Origin of the sequence: Paracidovorax oryzae ATCC 19882 (assembly GCF_000687165.1) — a bacterium.
Taxonomy (GTDB): Bacteria; Pseudomonadota; Gammaproteobacteria; order Burkholderiales; family Burkholderiaceae_C; genus Paracidovorax; species Paracidovorax oryzae.
The window spans coordinates 152,302-172,343 of the sequence record NZ_JMKU01000013.1 but is presented as its reverse complement, the minus strand read 5'-3'; the positions used below and the strand labels follow the sequence as shown (position 1 = coordinate 172,343).

Here is a 20,042-nt window from a genome sequence, read left to right as displayed (position 1 = left end):
TGCAGGGAAAAAGGCCAGAGATCATACGCCTGTGCGCGCAAACGCGGTCAGGCGGTGGCCTTGCCGGAAGACTGCGCCGAAGGGCTCCCGTCTTTCGCCCCTGTTCCCGCCTTCGGCGCCGCGCCGCGCCCGAACCATTCCACCGCGCCGAAGGCCAGGGCCGCGAGCCCCAGCGGCGCGAAGAAGTAGAGCGCCCGGTAAGCCAGCACCGCTGCCAGTGCCTGTGATGTGGGTATGTACGCCGAGAGCACGGCCGTGCCCACGGCCTCGAGCACGCCCAGCCCGGCCGGAATGCGCGACACCAGCCCCGCGACGGCGCCCAGCAGCACCGTGGCCAGGGCGGCTGCGTACGGGGTATCGCGCCCGGCCAGCATCCACACGGCTGCGCCCATCACCATCCAGTTGACCGTGGACACCAGCACCTGCAGCAGGGCCACGCGCCAGCCCGGAAGGGGAAAGTCGTGCCCGCGCCAGGCGATCGGCCGGCCGTGGCGCACGGCGCAGGCCACGACGTAGGCGGCCGTGACCGCGGCCAGCGCGGTGCCGGCCCAGCGCAGTTCCTGCGGTCCGACGTGCCAGCCCTGCGGCAGCTGCGGCGACCAGGCCCAGAACACCGCGCCCGCCAGAACGAAGTAGCCCAGCCAGTTGGTGACGATGCTCTGCCCGATCACCTGGCCGATCGCGCCCACGGACACGCCCTGCCGCGAGTAGAGCCGGTAGCGCACCGACACCCCGCCGATGATCGAGCCGAGGTTCAGGGTGAACGGATAGGCGATGAGCGTGATGCCCACCGTCCGCCCCACCGATAGCCCATGCCGCGTGAGGTACCTGCCGAACAGATCGAAAGTGCTGTAGAGGCCATGGCTCGCGAGCACCAGGGCGGCCGCCGTCAGCAGCGTGGGCGTGGGCAGCGCGAGGAAGGCTTCCCACACCGCGCCCCAGTCCACGTTGCGCGCCTGCCGCACCAGCAGGGTGATGACGAAGGCGATGAACGCCCCGGTCACCAGCGTCATGGCCCAGGGCCACCAGCGCTGCGAGCGCAACCGGTGCCACCGGCTCTTCTTCGCGCCGGGCCGCCGCGCGCCATCGGCATGGTCGCGGGGGAGGGCGGGCGTGGGCGAGGCCGGGGGCATGGAAGACCGATCGGGCGCCGCGCGCTCAGGTCGTGGACGGCCGGTGGCCCGGGTCGCCGCCATGCGCGCCGGGCTGCACCAGCGATATCTCCGGCTCGTGGCGCGGCAGCCATCCGGCCCACGCGGGGAACCAGCGCATCAGGTGGAACAGGCAGTAGCTGCGCAGCAGCCGCAGGCCGTCCCAGCGGCCCGGCGGCGTGGGCTCGACCTGCCGGCAGCTGTGCTCCATCAGGTGAGCGAGGCTCCCGTGCAGCGTGGCGTTGAACTCACGGTCGCGGATGACGACGTTGGCTTCCAGGTTCAGCGACAGGCTCAGGGGGTCGAGGTTGCTGGATCCCACGGTGGACCACTCGCCGTCCACCAATGCGACCTTGCCGTGCAGCGGCCGGTCGCAGTATTCGTAGATGCGCACCCCGCCGCGGATCAGGTGGTCGTAGAGCATGCTCGCGGCCACCCGCACGATCGGCATGTCGGGCTGGCCCTGCAGGATCAGGCGCACGTCCACCCCGCGGCGCGCGGCGCGCCGCATCTCGCGGATGAAGCGGTAGCCCGGGAAGAAATACGCATTAGCGATCACCACGCGCTCGCGCGCCGCACGCAGCGCGACGCGGTAATGGCGCTCGATGTCGTTCGTGTGGGCGTGGTTGTCGCGCGTGACGAAGATGGCGTCGGCATTGCCGGCGGCGGGATGCCGCTCCACGGCGGCGCGGGCGCCGAACGGCCACCGGCGACGCTCGGCCGCGGCATGCGGTCCCTCTGCCGGTTTGCCCGCCTGGAACGGGGGGCGGGCCGCGTCGCCAGGGTGCACCGTGCCGGCACCGGCTTCCGGCTCTGCGCTGGAGGTGGCCTTCGGGTTCGAGCGCCGGCCGTCCTTCCTGTCGCCCTTGTCCACCACGCTGCGCGCGAACGCGCGCATCTGCGCCACGATGGGGCCGCGCACCTCGACGGAATAGTCCTGCTTGGCCTCGGGCCCGAAGTCCGCTACATGGTCGGCGGAATAGTTGATGCCGCCGATGAAGCCGACCTCGCCGTCCACCACGACGATCTTGCGGTGCATGCGGCGCAGCAGGTTCAGCCGCTGGCCGAAGATGCGCAGCCCGCCCGGATCGAAGATGCGGAAGCGCACGCCTGCGGCCACGAGCGACCCGACGAAGGATTCTGAGAGGTCGGGCGAGCCGAAGCCATCCACGAGCACATGCACCTCGGCGCCGTTGCGGGCGGCCTGCAGCAGCGCGGCGTGCAGGCCCTGGCCGATCTTGTCCTCGAACAGGATGAAGGTCTCCAGCAGCACTTCACGCTTCGCCGCGGCGATCGCCTCGAACACGCGCGGGAAGAAGGCCTCGCCGTTCTCCAGCAGCGCGAAGCGGTTGCCCGGCACCCAGCGCGAGGAGCGGCCCGGCCGTGTCATAGCGCGATCTCCGCCGCCAGGGGCGCGTGGTCCGACAGCTTGTGCCAGGGCTTGCGCGGCAGCACCACGGGTGCATGCACCGACGCGTTGCGCACGTAGATGCGGTCGAGGGCCAGCAGCGGCATCGAGGCCGGGAACGTGCGCACCGCGCGACCGCCCGCATGCACGAACACCTCGTGCAGCCCCGCGCCCTTGCGCAGCACCTCGTGGGCGCGGCCGCGCCAGTCGTTGAAGTCGCCCGCCACGATCACGGGATCCTCGGCGGGGAAGGTGTTGACCAGGTCGCACACGCGCCGCAGCTGGCGCTGGCGGTGCGCCTCCTGCAGGCCCAGATGGACGCAGATCGCATGCACCTGGCGGTCATGCCCCGGCGGCTGCAGCACGCAGTGCAGCATGCCGCGCCGCTCCGGGCCGCTCACCGAGATGTCGTGGTTCTCGTAGTGGACGATGGGGAACTTGGACAGCAGCGCGTTGCCGTGGTGCCCGCTGTCGTACACCGCATTGCGGCCGTAGGCGTACTGGCCCCAGATCGTGTCGGCCAGGAATTCATAGTGCGGCTCCTGCGGGAAATTGGCCACGCGGTTCGCGTGGCGCTGGTGCGTGCCGAGCACTTCCTGCAGGAACACCAGGTCCGCTGACACGCCGCGCACGGCCTCGCGCAGTTCGTGCAGCATGAAGCGGCGGTTGAAGGAGGTGAAGCCCTTGTGCACGTTCACGGTCAGCACCTTGAACGCGACGGGCGGGGGGGATTCTGCGTGGGTATCCATGGATGCCATCGGTGGAAAGGCACCGCAGCCATGGCGGACGGGCCGCCGGCCGCGGCGCGGGGTTCCAACTGATTGTTCCGACCCCTGCACAGCCGTGCTGTAGGACTGCGGGCCGACCGTGCGCACGGCCTCACCCATCAGAAGGCCGCGGAGCAGGCCATGCCAGCAGACGCCGTGGAACGGGCTCCGCCCGGCCACCGGCGTCGTCCTCCTTCCCGCCGTGCGCAGCACGGCGAGAGAAGGGGGAAGGCGCGAAGCGCCTCAGGGGGATGTACTCACGCCGGCAGGAAGCCTTCGACCGACAGGTAGCGCTCGCCCGTGTCGTAGTTGAAGCCCAGCACCCGTGCGCCCTGCGGCAGTTCGGGCAGCTTCTGGGCGATGGCCGCGAGCGTGGCGCCGGAGGAGATCCCCACGAGCAGGCCTTCCTCGCGGGCGGCGCGGCGGGCGTATTCGCGGGCAGGCTCGGCATCGACCTGGATCACGCCGTCCAGCAGGCTGGTGTCCAGGTTCTTCGGCACGAAGCCCGCTCCGATGCCCTGGATGGGGTGGGGGGCGGGCTGGCCGCCGGAGATCACCGGCGAGGCCACGGGCTCCACGGCGAACACCTTGAGCTGGGGGAACTTCGGCTTGAGCACGCGCGCCACGCCCGTGATGTGGCCGCCGGTGCCCACGCCCGTGATGAGCGCATCGATGCCTTCGGGGAAGTCGGCCAGGATCTCCTGCGCCGTGGTGCGCACGTGCACGTCGATGTTGGCGGGGTTCTCGAACTGCTGGGGCACCCAGGCGCCGGGCGTCTGCGCGGCCAGTTCCTGCGCGCGGGCGATGGCGCCCTTCATGCCCTTTTCGCGCGGGGTGAGGTCGAACTGCGCGCCATAGGCGAGCATGAGGCGGCGGCGCTCGATGCTCATGCTCTCGGGCATCACCAGGATGAGGCGGTAGCCCTTCACCGCGGCGACCAGCGCCAGGCCGATGCCGGTGTTGCCCGAGGTGGGTTCGATGATGGTGCCGCCGGGCTGCAGCGCGCCGGAGCGCTCGGCGTCCTCGACCATGGCCAGCGCGATGCGGTCCTTGATGGATCCGCCCGGGTTGCTGCGCTCGGACTTGACCCAGACATTCGTCCCCGCCCCGAAGAGCCGGTTGATGCGCACGTGCGGCGTGCTGCCGATGGACTGCAGGATGTTGTCGATCTTCATGGCGTCTCCACGGTGGAAAAAGGTTCCTGAGGAACGGGAACGGGCCATTGTGGACCACTCCAACGACACGGCCCGCATATGGATATGCCGCCGTTCCCATACTCCAGGCGCCCCTGCCATATGCAAAATTTAATTTATGAAGGAAATTAGAGGAGCATAGAAATATTCATCGTTCCGCGGTGGATGGGCGAGCGGCCGCGCGGATATTCTCCGTGCCGTCCTGCAGGAATTCCGTCTTTCAGAAACCGCGGGTCTCCGCCATACAGAAATACACCAACCATGCGGAAAATCGTTTCCTGGCGCTCCTGCGCCCGCCCGTCCCTGCTGCTCGCCGCCGTGCTCACGGCTTGCGGCGGAAGCGGAGGCGAATCCCCTGCCACGCCTGCGGTTGCGGCCTCTGCCAGGTCCGAGGCATCCGGCCCGGCCACCACCGCGGGGGGATCGCTGCGGCGCCCCGTATCGCCGCAGCAACCGATGTTCCTGGTACACGTGGACACCTGGAATTCGGCCGATCCCCAGAAGATCATCGATCTCATCCCGCAGGACATCCGCCCTTACACGGTGCTGGTGCTTTCCCTGTCCATCCTCCATGACGACAAGGCGTCCACGCCCACGCAGTGCGCCTGGCGGCAGGTGGAGAACGGCATCGAGACCGCCCGCTCATGGATCAAGGTGGCCGCAGACAACCGGATGTGGGCCATGGTCCAGCCGTCCAGCGGCGGGTTCACCCATTTCCCGGACTATGACGGAGACGCCGACCTGGAGTCGACCGTCTACGGCGAGTTCTTCCGGGACTATCCGAACTTCCTCGGCTTCAACTACGCCGAGCAGTTCTGGGGATTCGACCAGACCTGCTCCCCGTCGGCGGACAGGCGCTGGGAGCACTGGGCCAACCTGCTGAAGCTCACGAACAAATACGGAGGCTATCTCGACGTCAGTTTCACCGGCGGCTTCTGGGGGGCGGCACTCAACCCGCTGGCCATGGTCAAGCGCAGCCCGGTGCTGGAAGGCGCGCTCAAGGCGTATGCGAAGAATTTCATCATCGAGGAGAAATTCACCGCGAACTACGGCTTCCACGACAACGAGAGCGTGAGCCTGGGCATGTACCTGTCCGGCTACGCCGGCAACTACGGCATCCGCACGGACCGCACGGGCTGGTACAACGCCGACGGCTCCAGCACGTACCCGGTGCCCGCGGGCGCGCCCCACCTCATCGAGCACCTGGCGCTGACCGGGCAGACCGTGTTCGACGGCCCTGAACTGGTCATGCTCGACATGGTCAGGAACCAGCCCAACGGGCAGACAGCCGACGGCTACTCCACGCGGCGCTGGGATTTCTATCCCCAGTTCCGGAACATCCACCTGGACATCTACCGCAAGATCCTCGACGGCACGCTGCGCATCCCCGGCCGCAAGGAAGTCATCGACCGTACCCGGATCGCCATCGTCAACGACATGTCCTCGGGCAGCGACCGGGCGCTCTACTCCACGCCGGAAACGCTTTTTTCCGGGCTGTACGCGATGGACGGCGACGGCACCTACCTGAACCAGCACAGCTGGACCAAGAAGACCGGCCGGTATCCCGCGATTCCCACGGTCTGGCGGCTGGCGGACGATGTGGCGCAATCGTTCCAGACCACGGTGAAGAAGTCGGAATACGCCAGCCGCTGGCCCACCCCGGCGGCCAAGGTGGCAGAGTTCGACGCGCTGTTCCCGCAGGAAGCCACGGGCGACATCTATGCAGGCCGCCTGGAGAACACCTGGGTGACCTACAACCCCTACCGTACCAGCCAGGCCGCGAGCGGCAGCATTCCCTTCAAGTACAACACCTGTGCAGGACTGGACGTGACCTATCCGCCTTTCACGACCGGCGTGGTGAAGGAGTACCCGGACAAGGTCAATATCTACCTCACGAACTACGATCCGGAGAATGCCGCGCTGAAGAAGAGCCGGATCGTGTTCCGGGGCGCCGCCGCGCAGCCGGCCTTCTCCTTCCAGGACCGTGGCGACCATGCGGCGAGCCAGGTGACCGGCACCTGGGCGGATGGCGCGCTCACGCTGGATGTGGCGCACAACGGGGCGCTGGACCTGACGGTGAACTGCTCGGGGCCTGCCGGCGGCCGGCTCACGGCCCCTGCGGAGGCCGTCATCCAGGCGCCCGATGCGCCTCCCGTCTATGCCGGAGCGCACCAGTACGAGGCCGAGCATTTCGATTTCCGCAACATCGCCCGCGTGGTCGCCAACGGGGTGAACGAGGCGGCCCGCAACTACCGGGGGCTGGGCTACGTGAACTTCGGCACCGGCAGTGCCGCGAGCCTGCGTGGCCGTGTCCAGGTGCCCTCTGCCGGCAGCTATCAGCTGCTGACCCGCTACGCGGTGGCAGGTGCCGACGTGGGAACGATCGATGTGTACGTGAACGGCGTGCGCATCGCCTCGCCCGTCTTCGCGCAGACCCCCTCGGTCAGCGATTGGGCGGTGCAGGCGTTGCCGGTGGAACTGCAGGCAGGGGTGAACACGATCGAGTTCCGGGCGCGGGTCGCGGCGCCGGCTCCCGTCTATTTCGACAACGTCGTCCTGCGGCAGTGACGGCCGGGGCGGGGAGCCGCCCGCCTCGTGGTTTCCCCTGAACCACCCGGGCCCGCGTTTCCACCATCCTCGGCGCATGTCCGAAGAACTCTCGCTCCACCAGCGCCGCCGGAGGCCCACGCCGGCCGAGCTGCAGGGGATCCCCTGGCTCGCTGCCCTCGCACCTGCCGAACGCGACCGTGCGATGGATGCGCTGGTGGTGGGCGATGCGCAGGTGGGCGATTTCGTGTGCCGGCGCGGCCGGCCCGTCACCTACTGGTTTGGCGTGGTGGAGGGCCTGCTCAAGATGAGCACCGACAACGCCCAGGGGCAGACCATGACGTTCGCGGGCGTGCCGCCCGGCGGCTGGTTCGGCGAAGGCACGGCCGTGAAGCGCGAGTCCTACCGCTACGACATCCAGGCGCTGCGCCGCAGCGTGGTGGCCGGGCTGCCGATCGACACCTTCCACTGGCTGCTGGACCATTCCCTGGGCTTCAACCGCTTCGTGATGCAGCAGCTCAACGAGCGGCTGGGCCAGTTCATCGCCGCGCGGGAGATCGAGCGCCTGGGCAGCCCGGACGCGCGCGTGGCGCGGGGGCTGGCGGCGCTTTTCAATCCGCTGCTCTATCCCGGCGTGGGCCATGTGCTGCGCATCACGCAGCAGGAGCTGGGCTACCTGGTGGGCCTGTCGCGCCAGCGCGTGAACGAGGCGCTGGCCGCGTTGCAGGCCCAGGGGGCCATCCGCGTCGAATATGGCGGCCTGCGGGTGCTGGACCTCCAGGCCCTGCGCGAGAGCGTGTTCGCGGCGGCGGCAGAAGAAGGCGTGCCGCCCGCAGGCAGGCCGCCAGCGAAGTCCGCCTCCCGCCGGACGCCGCGCCACCACCCGGTCCGCGGAGCGGCGCGGGCGTGATGACCGCATCACGGGCGGGCAGGCCACGTTCCGGGCCGATCCGCAGAGCGTGGCCACGCTGGTGAGCGAATAACCCCCTTCAGCCGGGAAGCGCGGGCGCCGTGCCCGCTTCGCCGGGGGAGCGCTGCAGGCGGAAGGCGCCCACCATCTCGGTCAGTCGGCCGGCCTGCTCGCGCAGGCTGCCGGCCGCCGCGCTGCTCTCTTCCACCAGCGCGGCGTTCTGCTGGGTCATGTTCTCCAGCGCGCTCACGGACTGGCTCACCTGGCCGATGCGGTCGCTCTGCTCGTGGGCCGAGGTGGTGATCTCTCCCATGATGGAAGACACCTTCTGCACGGACTGCACGAGCTCCCCGATGGTGGCGCCGGCCTGGGCGACCAGGCTGGAGCCTTCCTGCACCTGCCCGGAGCTGGCGAGGATCAGCGCCTTGATCTCGCGTGCGGCCTCGGCGCTGCGCCCCGCCAGGGCGCGCACTTCGCCCGCCACCACGGCGAAGCCCCGGCCCTGCTCGCCCGCGCGGGCCGCCTCGACCGCGGCGTTGAGCGCCAGGATGTTGGTCTGGAAGGCGATACCGTCGATCACGCCGATGATGTCCGAGATCTTGCGGGAGCTGGCGCTGATCACATCCATGGTGCGCACCACCTGAGAGACCACTTCGCCGCTGCGCGTGGCGACCTGCGCGGCCGAGGCCGTCATCTGGTTGGCCTGCCGGGCGGCATCGGCGCCCTGGTGGACGGTCTGGGTCAGGTCTTCGAGGGCGGAGGCGGCCTCCTGCAGGTTGCCGGAGGTCTGTTCCGTGCGGTGGCTCAGGTCCAGGTTGCCGGAGGCGACCTCGGAACTGGCCAGGAGGATGGAGTCGGCCGTGGTGCCGATGTGCCCCACCAGGGCGCGCAGCTGCTCCTGCATCGCCGCGATCGCGTCCAGCAGGCGGCCAGTCTCGTCGTGGATGCGGACTTCCACGCGGGAGGTGAGGTCCCCGCTCGCGATGCGTTCGGCCACCACGACGGCCCGCCCGATGGGCTGGGTGATGGTGGCCGTGGTGCGCCAGGCGATGAACAGGCCCAGGGCGATGGCGACGGCCACCAGCGTGCCGCCGGTCAGGCGCGAGCGGGTCTGGGTCTGCTGCGCGCCGGCAGCGGCATCGGCGTTCAGGGTGTTCTGCAGTTCCACGAGCTGCGCCAGCTTGTCGCGCCATACGGCTTCGGGCGGCGCCACGCGGGTCATCAGGCCGAGCGTGGCGCTGACCGTGTCACCGTCGGTGACCAGCTTGACTGCGCCTTCGATCTCGGGACGGGTCTTGCGGGACTGCGCCTGGATGTCCGCCATCAGCTGGCGCTCCTCGGGTGTCGCGCCGCCGGATTCCAGCAGCGCCGCGAGCTCGGCCTCCTGCCTGGCGTACCGCTGCAGGGTGTCGGCCGCCTTGCGGGCCTGGTCCTCGGCATTGCGGGGATCGATGTCGCCGAGCATGGCCGCCGAGCGTGCATGGATGCCCGTGGCGCTCACGGTCTGCAGCATGCCGTTGGCCAGCCGCGCCTTGGCCGCGCCCGGGCCGGTGATCTGCTGCATCTGCCCGGTCATGGCCGACATGGAGAAATGGCCCAGGGCCGCCACGGCCACCAGCAGGGCCAGCATGCATCCGAAGCCGAGGAACAGCCGGCGCGAGATCGAGAGGGAGCGAAGGAATGTGACGGCCTGCATAGTGTGTTTCCGGTAGCCTGGTCGGATGTCAGGAGTTCATTGCAAGATAAGTGCCAATAGAAAGCCTGGTGTTGTTACAAATGAGGGGCGCAGGCAAGGCACTTCGCTGGCATGCTCCGCATGGCGGAAGTCGCGTGCGATGAACCATTGGATCATTCCATGACCCGCCTATCCCATCGTTTCAAGCTATTTATTTAATAGCTTGTTCTTGAATTGGACCTATCGTGCCAGAGTCCTGCGCGCCGAAGCGTGGCACGGTGGTTTTGTTACATATGGCCGCTGGAGGTGACATGGTGAATGCAGGTGTGATGCGCTCGGTGTGGATCTCCATCCTGCTGCTGGCGCTGTTCGCCGGCACCGCTGCGCGGGCCGCCCTGGTGCAGGTCCTGGTGCAGGACGGCACGGGCAAGCCGCTGCAGGGCGCCGTGGCGTTCCTGGATTCTGCGCAGGCGCGGCGCCAGGCGAAGCCGCTGGCGTCCGCCGAGGTCGCCCAGGAAAAGCGGACCTTCGTGCCCGACGTGCTCGTGGTCACGGCCGGCACGCAGGTGCAGTTTCCCAACCACGACACGGTGCGCCACCACGTCTATTCCTTCTCGCCGGCCAAGAAGTTCGAGCTCAAGCTCTATTCGGGCACGCCCGCCAACCCCGTGCTGTTCGACCAGCCGGGCGTCGTGGTGCTGGGCTGCAACATCCACGACCAGATGGTGGGCTGGATCCTGGTGGTGGAAACGCCGTACTACGGTCGCTCCGATGCGTCGGGCATGGTGCGCCTCGACAAGGTGCCGCCGGGCGAGTACACGCTGCGCGTGTGGCACCCGGGGCTGCCGGTGGGGGCTCCGGCACTGGCCCAGCCGCTCGCCGTCGCCGAGCCGGGCGGGGCGCCGGTGGCCGTGCGGCTGGCAGGGGCCGTGCAGTGACCTGGCGCGCGTTCGGCCAGAGCCTGATGTTCCGGCTGGCCGGGGTGTCGCTGCTCCTGCTCCTGCTGGTGCAGGCGGCCGGGTTCCTGGTGGTGCGCGCGTCCATCGAGCGCAACGCGCGGGCGCAGATCGCCGTGGGGCTGGACGCGGACGAGCGCGTCTGGCGGCGCCTCATCGGCCAGAACGCGGAGCGGCTCCAGCAGGCCTCGGCGCTGCTGGCGGCCGACTACGGCTTCCGCTCGGCCGTCAATTCCGGCGATGCCGAGACCATCGCGTCGGTGCTCTACAACCACGGGGGACGCATCGGGGCCGCGGTCGCGGCCCTGCTGGACACCGAGATGCAGCTGGTGGTGTCTTCCGCCGCGGATGCCTCCAGCGACTCGCGCTCGACGCTGCTCGGCGTGCTGCCCCTGCTGACGCGGCAGCCCGGCCGCAGCCAGATCGCGATCGTGGCCGGCGTGCCCTACCAGTTCGTGATGGTGCCCATGCGGGCGCCCCTGGTGATCGGCTGGGTGCTGATGGGATTCCCGGTCGGCCAGGCGCTGGCCGCCGAGATGCACCAGTTGCAGTCGATCGACGTGGCCATCGTGGTGCGCGGCCCCGACGGCCAGCGGTCCGTGCCGGTGAGCACGCTGCCGGAAGTCGACCGGCAGCGGCTGGCCGGACTGGCGGGGGACGACGAGGTGCAGATGGATGGCGGCCCGCTGCTGATCCGCCGGGTGCCCCTCGAGAGCGCGAACGGCGAGACGCTGGTCCTGCTGATGCGCTCCCTGGACGGCGTGCTGGCGCCCTACCGCCACCTGCAGGTGCTGCTGGGCGCCATCACGCTCGCGGGCGTGGCGCTGTTCGCGGTCGGCTTCGCGCTCATGGCGCGGCGGGTGGCCGCTCCCCTGCGGGCGGTGACGGAGGCCACGCAGCGCATCTCCCGCGGCAACTATGCCGAGCCCATCGAGCACACGCACCGCACGGACGAGATCGGCCGCCTGGCGCGCTCTTTCGACCGCATGCGGCTGGGCATCGCTGCGCAACAGGACGAGATCCGCCAGCTGGCCGACACCGACCGGCTCACCGGCGTGCCGAACCGGGAGCGGTTCCGCCGGCTGCTGATGGAGGCCATGGAGCACGGAGGGCGCTCCGGGGAGCCGCTGTCGGTGATCACCCTGGACCTCGACCGGTTCCAGCAGGTCAACGACGTGCTGGGCTATGCGCTCGGCGACCGGCTGCTGCAGGCGGTGGTGGCGCGCATCGCGGCCCACCTGCGCACGGAGCGGGAACTCGTGGCGCGACTCGGGGGCAACGAGTTCGCCGTGCTGCTGCCGGGCGCCGACGAGGCATCGGCCCGCGATACGGCGCAGCGCATCACGCGGGCGTTCGAGTCGCCCCTGGTGTTCGACGACCAGATGGTGGACCTCAGCGCGGGCATCGGCATCGCCTGCTGGCCGGGTCCGGCGGATGACGCCGACACGCTGCTCAGCCATGCGGAAATCGCGATGTACGCGGCCAAGCGGCGCCTGCATGGCGCGCAGATCTACGACCCCTCGATGGAATCCTCCAGCGCGGCGGCGCTGTCGCTGCTGTCGGAGCTGCGCCATGCGGTGGAAGCCGGCGAGCTGCGGCTTTTCCTGCAGCCCAAGCTCCGGCTGGACAGCCAGGCCGGCTGCGGGGCCGAGGCGCTCGTGCGCTGGCAGCATCCCGTGCGCGGCCTCGTGCCGCCCATGCAGTTCATCCCCTTCGCCGAGCAGACCGGCTTCGTGCGGCAGCTCACGCTCTGGATCTTCGAGCAGGCCGCGCGCTACCTCGCGCGGCCGCAGGTGCGGGGCCTGGGCCTGCGCATCTCGGTGAACCTGTCCACGCGCGACCTCATGGACACGGACCTGAGCACCCGCCTGGGCACGCTCATGGCGCGGCACGGAGTGGAGTCAGGGGATTTCTGCCTGGAGATCACCGAAAGCGCCATCATGGACGACCCCGGCCGGGCCGAGGCCATGCTGAACCGGCTGTCCGCGCAGGGCTTCAAGCTGTCCATCGACGACTTCGGCACCGGCTACTCCTCGCTGGCCTACCTCAAGCGCCTGCCGGTGGACGAACTGAAGATCGACAAGTCCTTCGTCATGGGCATGGCGGTGGATGCCGGCGATGCGCAGATCGTGCGCTCCACCATCGACCTGGCGCACAACCTGGGGCTCTCCGTCGTGGCCGAGGGCGTGGAATCCGCCGCGATCCTGGAGCAGCTGCGCGGGCTGCGCTGCGACGAAGCGCAGGGCTACCACATCGGCCGGCCGATGCCCGCGGACGACTTCCTCGCCTGGCACGCGGCCGCTGCCGCGCGAAAATAGCGCCATGTCCGATTCCGCCCCCCGCCGACGCCTGTCGCTCCCGCCCAGCGGCCCGCGCGCCAGCCAGCCCGATCCCGCTTCCCGTCCCGCACCGCCCCGCGCGGGCGGTCCCCGGCCCGCGGGCCGCTTCACCCTGCGCGCCCCGGAGGCCGGCGCAGGCGAGGCGCCGCGACCCGGCCCCGCGCGCGCTCCCGCCCCCGCGGCTGCGCCCACCGGGGCACACCGCGGCGGCGCGCCCTCCGGCACCTCGCGCCTGAACAAGCGCATGGCCGAGCTGGGCCTGTGCTCGCGCCGCGAGGCGGACGACTGGATCGCCAGCGGCTGGGTGCGCGTGAACGGCCAGGTCGCCGCCATGGGGCTGCAGGTGTCGCCCGCGGACCGCATCGAGGTGGACCCGGCCGCCCGCGGCCAGCAGGAGCGGCAGGTCACCATCCTGCTGCACAAGCCCATGGGCTATGTCAGCGGCCAGGCCGAGGACGGCCACACGCCCGCCGTGGCGCTCATCAACCCGCGCACCCACTGGCGCGAGGACCCGAGCCGCCAGCGCTTCTCGCCCCCGCAGCTGCGCGGGCTCGCGCCCTGCGGCCGGCTGGACATCGATTCCGTCGGGCTGCTCGTGCTCACGCAGGATGGCCGCGTGGCGCGGCACCTGATCGGCGAAGACTCCGGGGTGGAGAAGGAATACCTCGTGCGCGTGCACTACGGCGAGGTCGCGACGGACGTGCAGTCCGTGTTCCCGGCCGGGCAGCTGGCGCGCCTCTGCCACGGCCTGTCGCTGGACGGCCAGGCGCTCAAGCCGGCGAAGGTGGAGTGGCAGAACCCCGAGCAGCTGCGCTTCGTGCTGCAGGAGGGCAAGAAGCGCCAGATCCGCCGCATGTGCGAGCTGGTGGGCCTGAAGGTGGTGGGCCTCAAGCGCATCCGCATCGGCCGCGTGGTGCTGGGCAACCTGCCCGTGGGGCAGTGGCGCTACCTGGGGCCGAACGAGCGGTTCTGATCAGCCGCTGCCGGGCTGGATGCCGGCATCGGGCGCATCCAGCGCCTCGCGCACCCGCAGCGCCAGGTCTTCCAGGGTGTAAGGCTTGCCGAGCAGGTGCACGCCCGCGTCCAGCACGCCGTTGTGCACGACGGCGTTGCGCGTATAGCCGGTGGTGAACAGCACTTTCAGCCCCGGGCGGCGGCGCAGCGCTTCCTCGGCCAGCTTGCGGCCGTTCACGTCGGGCATGACGACGTCGGTGAAGAGCAGGTCGATCTCCGGGTGCGCGTCGATCAGCTTCAGCGCCGCGGCGGCGCCGTCGGCCTCCAGCACGCGGTAGCCGAGTTCTCCCAGTGCCTCCACGGAGAACTGCCGCACGGCGGCCTCGTCCTCCACCACCAGCACCACCTCCTGCGCATCCCCCAGGGGCAGCGGCGGCGGGGCGGCCGGTCCGGCTTCTTCTTCGATGGCGTTCACCAGGCGGGGCAGGTACACCTTGACGGTGGTGCCTTCGCCGACCTCGGAATAGATCTTCACGTGCCCGTCGGACTGCTTGATGAAGCCGTACACCTGGCTCAGCCCCAGGCCCGTGCCGCGGCCCACCTCCTTGGTGGTGAAGAACGGGTCGAAGGCCTTGGCGATCACCTCCGGCGGCATGCCCGTGCCGGTGTCGCTCACGGCGATCAGCACGTACTGCCCCGGCGCCACACCCAGGTGCTCCGCGGCGTAGCGCTCGTCCAGGTGGGCATTGGCGGTTTCGATGGTCAGGCGCCCGCCGTCGGCCAGCGCGCCCATGGCGTCGCGGCCGTTGACGGCGAGGTTCAGGATCACGCTCTCGAGCTGGTTGCGGTCGGCATGGATGCGCCACAGCCCGCCGGCGAGCACCGTCTCGAGCCGGATCGCACCGCCCAGCGCATGGCGCAGCATGTCGGACATGCCGGCGACCAGCTGGTTGGCGTCCAGCGGCACCGGGCTGAGCGGCTGCCGGCGCGAGAAGGCCAGCAACCGCTGCGTGAGCTGCGCAGCGCGCCGGGCACCGCCACGGGCTGCGTCGATGTGGCGCCTGGCGCGTGGCTCGCCCGCGGCAAAGCGGCGGTCCAGCAGTTCCAGCGACCCCAGCACCACCGCCAGCATGTTGTTGAAATCGTGCGCGATGCCGCCGGTGAGCTGGCCCACCGCCTCCATCTTCTGCGCCTGGCGCAGGGCTTCTTCCGTCCTGAGGCGCTCGGCCACCTCCAGCGCCACGCGCTGCTCCAGGGCCTCGTTCAGGTCGCGCAGCGCGCGCTCGGCGCGGTGGCGCTGCGTCACGTCCTGGAACAGCACGGCCACCTGGCGGCGTTCGGCCGGCTCCACGCGGAAGGCGGACAGCGCCAGGTAGCGGCCGGTCTTGACCAACTCGCGCTCGAAGCGCACCGGCTCGCCCGTGACCAGCACCTTGCGGTAGATCTCCACCCAGGCGTCCGCTTCGTCCGGCACCATGTCGCGCACGCGCTGGCCGACCACGTCGGCAATGCCGGCATTGGCGAGATAGGCCGGGTTGGCGGAGATGTGCACGTAATCGCTCAGCGGGCCGTGGGGGCCGTCGAGGAACTCGATCACGCAGAAGCCCTCGTCCATGGTCTCGAACAGCGTGCGCAGTTGCAGTTCGCTCTCGCGCAGCGCCTCTTCCGCGGCCTTGCGGGCCGTGAGGTCGGTGGCGGTGCCGAACCATTCCACCACCTCGCCCTGCGCATCGAGCAGCGGCATGGCGCGCGACAGCGTCCAGCCGATGCTGCCGTCCACGCGGAACACGCGGTGCTCCAGCTCCAGCAGGCTGCGCGTCGCCATGGCCTGTGCGATGGCTGCGCGCACCCGGGGCTGGTCCTCCACCGGCACGTATTGCTCCACCCAGGAGCGCATGGGTTCCGAGGTGTCGGCCACGAAGCCCTGGCCGTTGACTTCCAGCAACCGGCTCCAGTCGGCGTTCATGCGATAGACCGCGTTGGCCGTCGCCAGCGTCAGCGCCCGCAGGCGCGATTCGCTGTCGGCCTGCGCGCGTTGCGCGAGCATCTTGCCGGTGGTTTCCGCAACCGTGCACAGCACGCCCTGCACGCGCCCGTCGTCGTCGCGCAGGGGCGTGTACGAGAAGCTGAACCAGGCGGGCTCAGGGTGGCCGCGGCGGTTGACGACCAGCGGAAGGTCCTCGCGGTGCAGCGCCTCGCCCGACAGGGCCCTGGCCACCAGGTCGGCCACGTCGGGCCAGACCTCGGCCCACACCGCATCCAGGGCGGCGCCCATGGCCCGGGGGTGCTTGTTGCCCAGCAGGTCCACGTACGGCGCGTTGTACACCATGCCCAGGCCCGGGCCCCAGGCGAGCCATGTCGGGGCCAGTGAATCCAGCACCAGGGAGGCCGCCGCGCGCAGCGGCCGCGGCCATCCGCAGGGGTCTCCCAGGGGGGATGCTGCCCAATTCCCCCCGCGTACCAGCGGGTGCGCCGGCATGCCGTCGGGCAGGAAATGGGGCGCGGAAGAGTTCATGCCGGCAATGTAACCCGAGCATGCGTCCTGCTGTCGGGCCCGCGCGTAATGCCTGCCGGGGGTGCGGAACCTTTCCTTTTCCACCGGCGCTTGCATCCTGGACCGGACCGCCTGAGCGATGCCCGAGAATGGATGGGTCATACGAGCAGGGCCTCCCATGTACCCCCCACCCACAAGCCTGTCCGCCATAGGGTTCAAGCGCCACTGGCTTGCGCAAGCTGCGGTCGCAGAATCGAGCCGGCTGCCCCTGCTGTCCCTGGGGCAGCAGCCATCCAGCTGGCAGCTCGTCCTCGCTCGATACACCAATACGTTCGACTTCGCCGAATTCAACTACAAGAAACTCGAAGGGCACGGCGCGATGTGGTCCGACTCGCTCACGGAACTGGCCTGTGAAACCCACTACATCGCAGGGTTCGGGTTCGGTCAGAAATGCGTCGGCATCCAGGTCGTCCGGATCGGTCTGCCGGCAGGCTACGACCGCTTCGTCAAAGGCGTGGGCAAGCCCGTGCACGGCGCTCGAACGGAAAGCGGATGGGCGCATGAATACTGGGTGGAGACCGACATTCCAGCGGGCTACTTCGCGAACATCCCTGTGCAGTGGGATGCTGCGCGCAACGCGTTTTGCCAACCGGCGGACTACACCATTCCCCCGGAAAAGCCCGGCTTGCCGGCTTCTGGCTGAGCCTCGTCCGCTCGCAACCGCTCGCGAATCGCTGCCACCAGTTCGCAGGCCATCTGCGACTTGGGATTGCCACGCAGCCAGGCCAGGCTGATGGGTGGCATGCGCCAGGGCAGCGGCTCGGGCATGACGACGGCGCGGCCATCGGCGGCCACGAGCTCGGCCGTGTGCAGGGGCAGCAGCGTCACGCCGCGGGGCAGGCGCACCAGGGCGGAGGCGATGGTACGGGTGGCATAGGCCTCCAGCACGGGCACGGGCACGCGCCGGCCGCCGGCGGCGAACATGGCGTCGATCATGTGGCGGATGGGCGTATTCGACGGCGGAAAAATCCAGTCCATCTGCGACAACTGGCCGACGTCGGGCGAGGCCAGGCGCTTGAGTGAGTGCGCGCTGTCCCGCGACACGACGATATGGGCCGTCTGCTGGTACAGCAGCTCCTGCTCCAGGTCATCGGCCGAACTGTCCTGCGAGAAGCGGCAGAGGGCGCAGTCCAGCGTGCGGTTGCGCAGCGCGGCAATCAGGTTGAGCGTGGTGTCCTCGTGCGCCTGCAGCGACAGCCGCGGCCTTTTGCCCAGCAGGTGATGCCAGGCGGCATCCAGGATGGCGTCGGGCGCATAGGGAATCACGCCCAGGCGCAGGCGCCCCTGGTGCCCTGCGCGCAAGCCTTCCAGTTCGCGCCGCAGGGCATGGTTGTCCGCGGCGGCGAAGCGGGCACGGGCAAGTACCACTTCCCCGGCCGGCGTGGGCTCCAGCCCGCGCCGGGTACGAACGAACAGCGGGGCCATGAAGATGTCTTCGATGTCGGCCAGCGCGCGGGTCACGGTGGGCTGGCTCAACTGCAACTCGTCGGCGGCACGGCTGATGGAGCGATGGCGGTCGATGGCCAGCAGCAGCACGTAGTGGCGCATCTTGAGCCGGTTCTCCAGCCGGATGGCCAGTTCATCCCGGGGAAGTGCGGTATCGGCCATAGAGAAACATGCATGCATCCATAGATATACATGTTAGTTGGTCTATTTGATGCTCCTAGACTGGAACCGTCATCCACACGCACCAGTACCGAGCATGAGCCACTCCTTCACGACCCGCCCCGAGATCACCGGCACACACGGCGTGGCCGCCTCCACCCACTGGCTGGCATCGCAGACCGCCATGGGCGTGCTCGAGCGTGGAGGCAACGCGTTCGATGCGGCCGTGGCCGGCGGCTTCGTTCTGCAGGTCGTCGAGCCGCACCTGAACGGCCCGGGGGGCGAGGTGCCGATCCTGTACTGGAGTGAGCGCGAGCGCTCCATGCGCTCCATCTGCGGCCAGGGCAGCGCACCGGCGGAAGCGACGGCGCAGGCGTTCCGCCGCCTGGGGCTGGAGCAGGTCCCGGGCATCGGGCTACTGCCAGCCACTGTTCCCGGAGCGTTCGGCGCGTGGCTGACCCTGCTGCGCGACCACGGCACCTGGTCATTGGCGGATGTGCTGGCCCCGGCCATCGGATATGCCCGTGACGGCTTTCCGCTGCTGGCGCGCACCGTGCAGGCCATCGTCGCGGTGCAGGAGCTGTTCCGTGCGCACTGGCCCAGCTCGGCCGAGGTCTGGCTGCCCGAGGGCCGGGTGCCGCAACCGGGTGCGCTGTTCCGGCTTCCCCGGCTCGCCGATACCTATACGCGCATCGTCGAGACAGCGCAGCGTGAGGGCGGCGGGCAGCGCACCCGGGAAATCGATGCGGCCATCCGCTGCTGGTACGAAGGTTTCGTGGCGCGCGACATCGATCACTTCTACCGCACCGGGAAAGTGCGCGACACCACCGGCGAATGCCATGGCGGCCTGCTGCGCTACGACGACCTGGCGAACTGGTCGCCCTCCATCGAGGCGCCGCTGACCCTGGACTTCGGCCGCTACACGCTGGCCAAGTGCGGTTTCTGGAGCCAGGGCCCGGCGTTCCTGCAGCAGATGGGCATGCTGCGCCATGCGGGGCTGGAGCAGCACCCCGTGGATTCCGCAGGCTTCGTGCACCGCATCGCCGAGGCGGCCAAGCTGGCCATGGCCGACCGCCTGGCCTGGTATGGCGCCGCTCCGGGCGCGCAGCGCGATGCGCAGATGGCGCTGCTGTCCGGCGCCTACCTGCGCGCGCGCTGGGAGGAGATCGGCGATGGCGCCAGCACCCGGCTGCGCGCCGGCGCGCCGGGGGGACGGCAGCCGGTGATGCCGGACCTGGACGTGGCACGCCGCACCCTGCTGAAGGCGGACACCCGCTTCGGTATCGGCGAGCCCACCTTCGCTGCGCTGCCCCCGGTGAGCGAATGGCTGGATCGCGAGGTCTTCGTGGGGGACACCTGCCACATCGACGTGATCGACCGCCACGGCAACATGGTCGCGGCCACGCCTTCGGGAGGCTGGCTGTCGTCCAGCCCGGTCATTCCCGCCCTGGGCTTCGCGCTGACCACGCGGCTGCAGATGACCTGGCTGGACGAAGGCCTGCCCAACACGGTGACGCCCGGCGTGGCGCCGTGCACCACGCTCTCGCCGTCGCTCGCGCTGCGCGACGGCGAGCCCTACATGGTGTTCGGCACGCCAGGCGGCGACCAGCAGGACCAGTGGTCCCCGGCATTCTTCCTGCGCCATGCGGTGCATGGCCTGAATCTGCAGGAGGCCATCGATGCGCCGGCCTGGCACATCGACCATTTCCCCGCGTCGTTCTGGCCGCGAAGCACCACGCTCAACCAGCTCACCCTGGAGTCGCGCTTCGACCCCGTGCAGATCGACGCGCTGCGCGCCATGGGCCACACCGTGAAGGTGGGGGCGCCCTGGTCTGAAAGCCGCATGTCCGCCTGCACCCGCGAGCGCGACCGGGAAGGCCGCCTGGTGCTGCGCGCTGCCGCCAATCCGCGCGGCATGCAGGGATACGCCGTGGGCCGCTGATGCGGCGCCGCCCCCGTTTCTGCTTCCTCCGCCTCTTTTCC

General features: G+C 69.8%; 14 protein-coding genes. 7 read left to right on the top strand and 7 right to left on the bottom strand.

The window, feature by feature from the left end; genetic code table 11:
* Positions 1 to 47: 47 nt before the first annotated feature.
* The 4 genes from T336_RS0113160 to cysK all read right to left on the bottom strand — a co-directional run bounded on the left by T336_RS0113160 (position 48) and on the right by cysK (position 4,501).
* Positions 48 to 1,133, bottom strand: a complete 1,086-nt coding sequence (locus tag T336_RS0113160; protein ID WP_035225946.1) for a lysylphosphatidylglycerol synthase transmembrane domain-containing protein — start codon at positions 1,131 to 1,133, stop codon at positions 48 to 50.
* A gap of 25 nt (positions 1,134 to 1,158) precedes the next feature.
* Positions 1,159 to 2,541, bottom strand: a complete 1,383-nt coding sequence (clsB, locus tag T336_RS0113155) for a cardiolipin synthase ClsB (protein ID WP_026432897.1) — start codon at positions 2,539 to 2,541, stop codon at positions 1,159 to 1,161.
* Entirely contained in the window at positions 2,538 to 3,317 is a 780-nt protein-coding gene (locus T336_RS0113150; RefSeq protein ID WP_019700169.1) for an endonuclease/exonuclease/phosphatase family protein, read from the bottom strand. The genes clsB and T336_RS0113150 overlap by 4 nt, the downstream gene beginning before the upstream one ends.
* 266 nt (positions 3,318 to 3,583) lie before the next feature.
* Positions 3,584 to 4,501: a cysteine synthase A gene (gene cysK / locus T336_RS0113145; protein WP_026432896.1), complete on the bottom strand. Its 918-nt coding sequence runs from the start codon at positions 4,499 to 4,501 to the stop codon at positions 3,584 to 3,586.
* Between the two features lie 279 nt (positions 4,502 to 4,780).
* Here cysK and T336_RS0113140 point away from each other — a divergent pair, with 279 nt between their 5' ends.
* Complete coding sequence (locus T336_RS0113140; protein ID WP_156957854.1) at positions 4,781 to 7,087, top strand: glycoside hydrolase family 98 domain-containing protein; 2,307 nt, start codon at positions 4,781 to 4,783, stop codon at positions 7,085 to 7,087.
* Positions 7,088 to 7,163: 76 nt separating this feature from the next.
* Entirely contained in the window at positions 7,164 to 7,976 is an 813-nt protein-coding gene (locus T336_RS0113135; RefSeq protein ID WP_019700114.1) for a Crp/Fnr family transcriptional regulator, read from the top strand.
* A 79-nt stretch (positions 7,977 to 8,055) separates the two neighbouring features.
* Here the strand turns inward: T336_RS0113135 and T336_RS0113130 are convergent, their stop codons facing one another.
* Positions 8,056 to 9,672 (bottom strand): methyl-accepting chemotaxis protein, encoded by a 1,617-nt coding sequence (locus T336_RS0113130; protein ID WP_019700115.1) that lies wholly within the window; start codon positions 9,670 to 9,672, stop codon positions 8,056 to 8,058.
* A gap of 290 nt (positions 9,673 to 9,962) precedes the next feature.
* Between T336_RS0113130 and T336_RS0113125 the strand changes: the two genes are divergently transcribed.
* From T336_RS0113125 to T336_RS0113115, 3 genes are read left to right on the top strand one after another with little or no spacing between them, the layout of a single operon-like run.
* On the top strand, positions 9,963 to 10,589 hold the full coding sequence (locus tag T336_RS0113125; RefSeq protein ID WP_026432894.1) for a methylamine utilization protein: 627 nt from the start codon (positions 9,963 to 9,965) through the stop codon (positions 10,587 to 10,589).
* On the top strand, positions 10,586 to 12,925 hold the full coding sequence (locus T336_RS0113120) for a putative bifunctional diguanylate cyclase/phosphodiesterase (protein ID WP_026432893.1): 2,340 nt from the start codon (positions 10,586 to 10,588) through the stop codon (positions 12,923 to 12,925). The genes T336_RS0113125 and T336_RS0113120 overlap by 4 nt, the downstream gene beginning before the upstream one ends.
* A gap of 4 nt (positions 12,926 to 12,929) precedes the next feature.
* The gene (locus T336_RS0113115; protein WP_084151426.1) at positions 12,930 to 13,919 is read left to right on the top strand and encodes a pseudouridine synthase; all 990 of its coding nucleotides are present in this window, start codon (positions 12,930 to 12,932) and stop codon (positions 13,917 to 13,919) included.
* Here T336_RS0113115 and T336_RS25165 read toward each other — a convergent pair whose 3' ends face one another.
* Complete coding sequence (locus T336_RS25165) at positions 13,920 to 16,415, bottom strand: PAS domain-containing protein (RefSeq protein WP_244883932.1); 2,496 nt, start codon at positions 16,413 to 16,415, stop codon at positions 13,920 to 13,922.
* A gap of 157 nt (positions 16,416 to 16,572) precedes the next feature.
* Between T336_RS25165 and T336_RS0113105 the strand changes: the two genes are divergently transcribed.
* Positions 16,573 to 17,097, top strand: coding sequence for a hypothetical protein (locus T336_RS0113105; protein WP_026432890.1), 525 nt, complete (start codon positions 16,573 to 16,575; stop codon positions 17,095 to 17,097).
* On the opposite strand, the gene T336_RS25160 is transcribed toward T336_RS0113105, so the two are convergent.
* A complete protein-coding gene (locus tag T336_RS25160) occupies positions 17,052 to 18,062 on the bottom strand; it encodes a LysR family transcriptional regulator (RefSeq protein WP_019703538.1) in 1,011 nt (336 codons plus the stop codon). The two genes, T336_RS0113105 and T336_RS25160, sit on opposite strands and share 46 nt — an antisense overlap.
* A gap of 94 nt (positions 18,063 to 18,156) precedes the next feature.
* Between T336_RS25160 and T336_RS0113095 the strand changes: the two genes are divergently transcribed.
* Positions 18,157 to 20,001 (top strand): gamma-glutamyltransferase family protein, encoded by a 1,845-nt coding sequence (locus tag T336_RS0113095; protein ID WP_019703537.1) that lies wholly within the window; start codon positions 18,157 to 18,159, stop codon positions 19,999 to 20,001.
* Positions 20,002 to 20,042 lie beyond the last annotated feature (41 nt).

Coding starts and splice junctions, on each gene's coding strand:
- T336_RS0113160 (WP_035225946.1), bottom strand. CDS start 1,133: ATGCCCCCGGCCTCGCCCACGCCCGCCCTCCCCCGCGACCATGCCGAT.
- T336_RS25160 (WP_019703538.1), bottom strand. CDS start 18,062: ATGGCCGATACCGCACTTCCCCGGGATGAACTGGCCATCCGGCTGGAG.
- clsB (WP_026432897.1), bottom strand. CDS start 2,541: ATGACACGGCCGGGCCGCTCCTCGCGCTGGGTGCCGGGCAACCGCTTC.
- T336_RS0113125 (WP_026432894.1), top strand. CDS start 9,963: ATGGTGAATGCAGGTGTGATGCGCTCGGTGTGGATCTCCATCCTGCTG.
- T336_RS0113150 (WP_019700169.1), bottom strand. CDS start 3,317: ATGGCATCCATGGATACCCACGCAGAATCCCCCCCGCCCGTCGCGTTC.
- T336_RS25165 (WP_244883932.1), bottom strand. CDS start 16,415: ATGAACTCTTCCGCGCCCCATTTCCTGCCCGACGGCATGCCGGCGCAC.
- T336_RS0113115 (WP_084151426.1), top strand. CDS start 12,930: ATGTCCGATTCCGCCCCCCGCCGACGCCTGTCGCTCCCGCCCAGCGGC.
- T336_RS0113105 (WP_026432890.1), top strand. CDS start 16,573: ATGTACCCCCCACCCACAAGCCTGTCCGCCATAGGGTTCAAGCGCCAC.
- T336_RS0113095 (WP_019703537.1), top strand. CDS start 18,157: ATGAGCCACTCCTTCACGACCCGCCCCGAGATCACCGGCACACACGGC.
- T336_RS0113130 (WP_019700115.1), bottom strand. CDS start 9,672: ATGCAGGCCGTCACATTCCTTCGCTCCCTCTCGATCTCGCGCCGGCTG.
- T336_RS0113135 (WP_019700114.1), top strand. CDS start 7,164: ATGTCCGAAGAACTCTCGCTCCACCAGCGCCGCCGGAGGCCCACGCCG.
- cysK (WP_026432896.1), bottom strand. CDS start 4,501: ATGAAGATCGACAACATCCTGCAGTCCATCGGCAGCACGCCGCACGTG.
- T336_RS0113140 (WP_156957854.1), top strand. CDS start 4,781: ATGCGGAAAATCGTTTCCTGGCGCTCCTGCGCCCGCCCGTCCCTGCTG.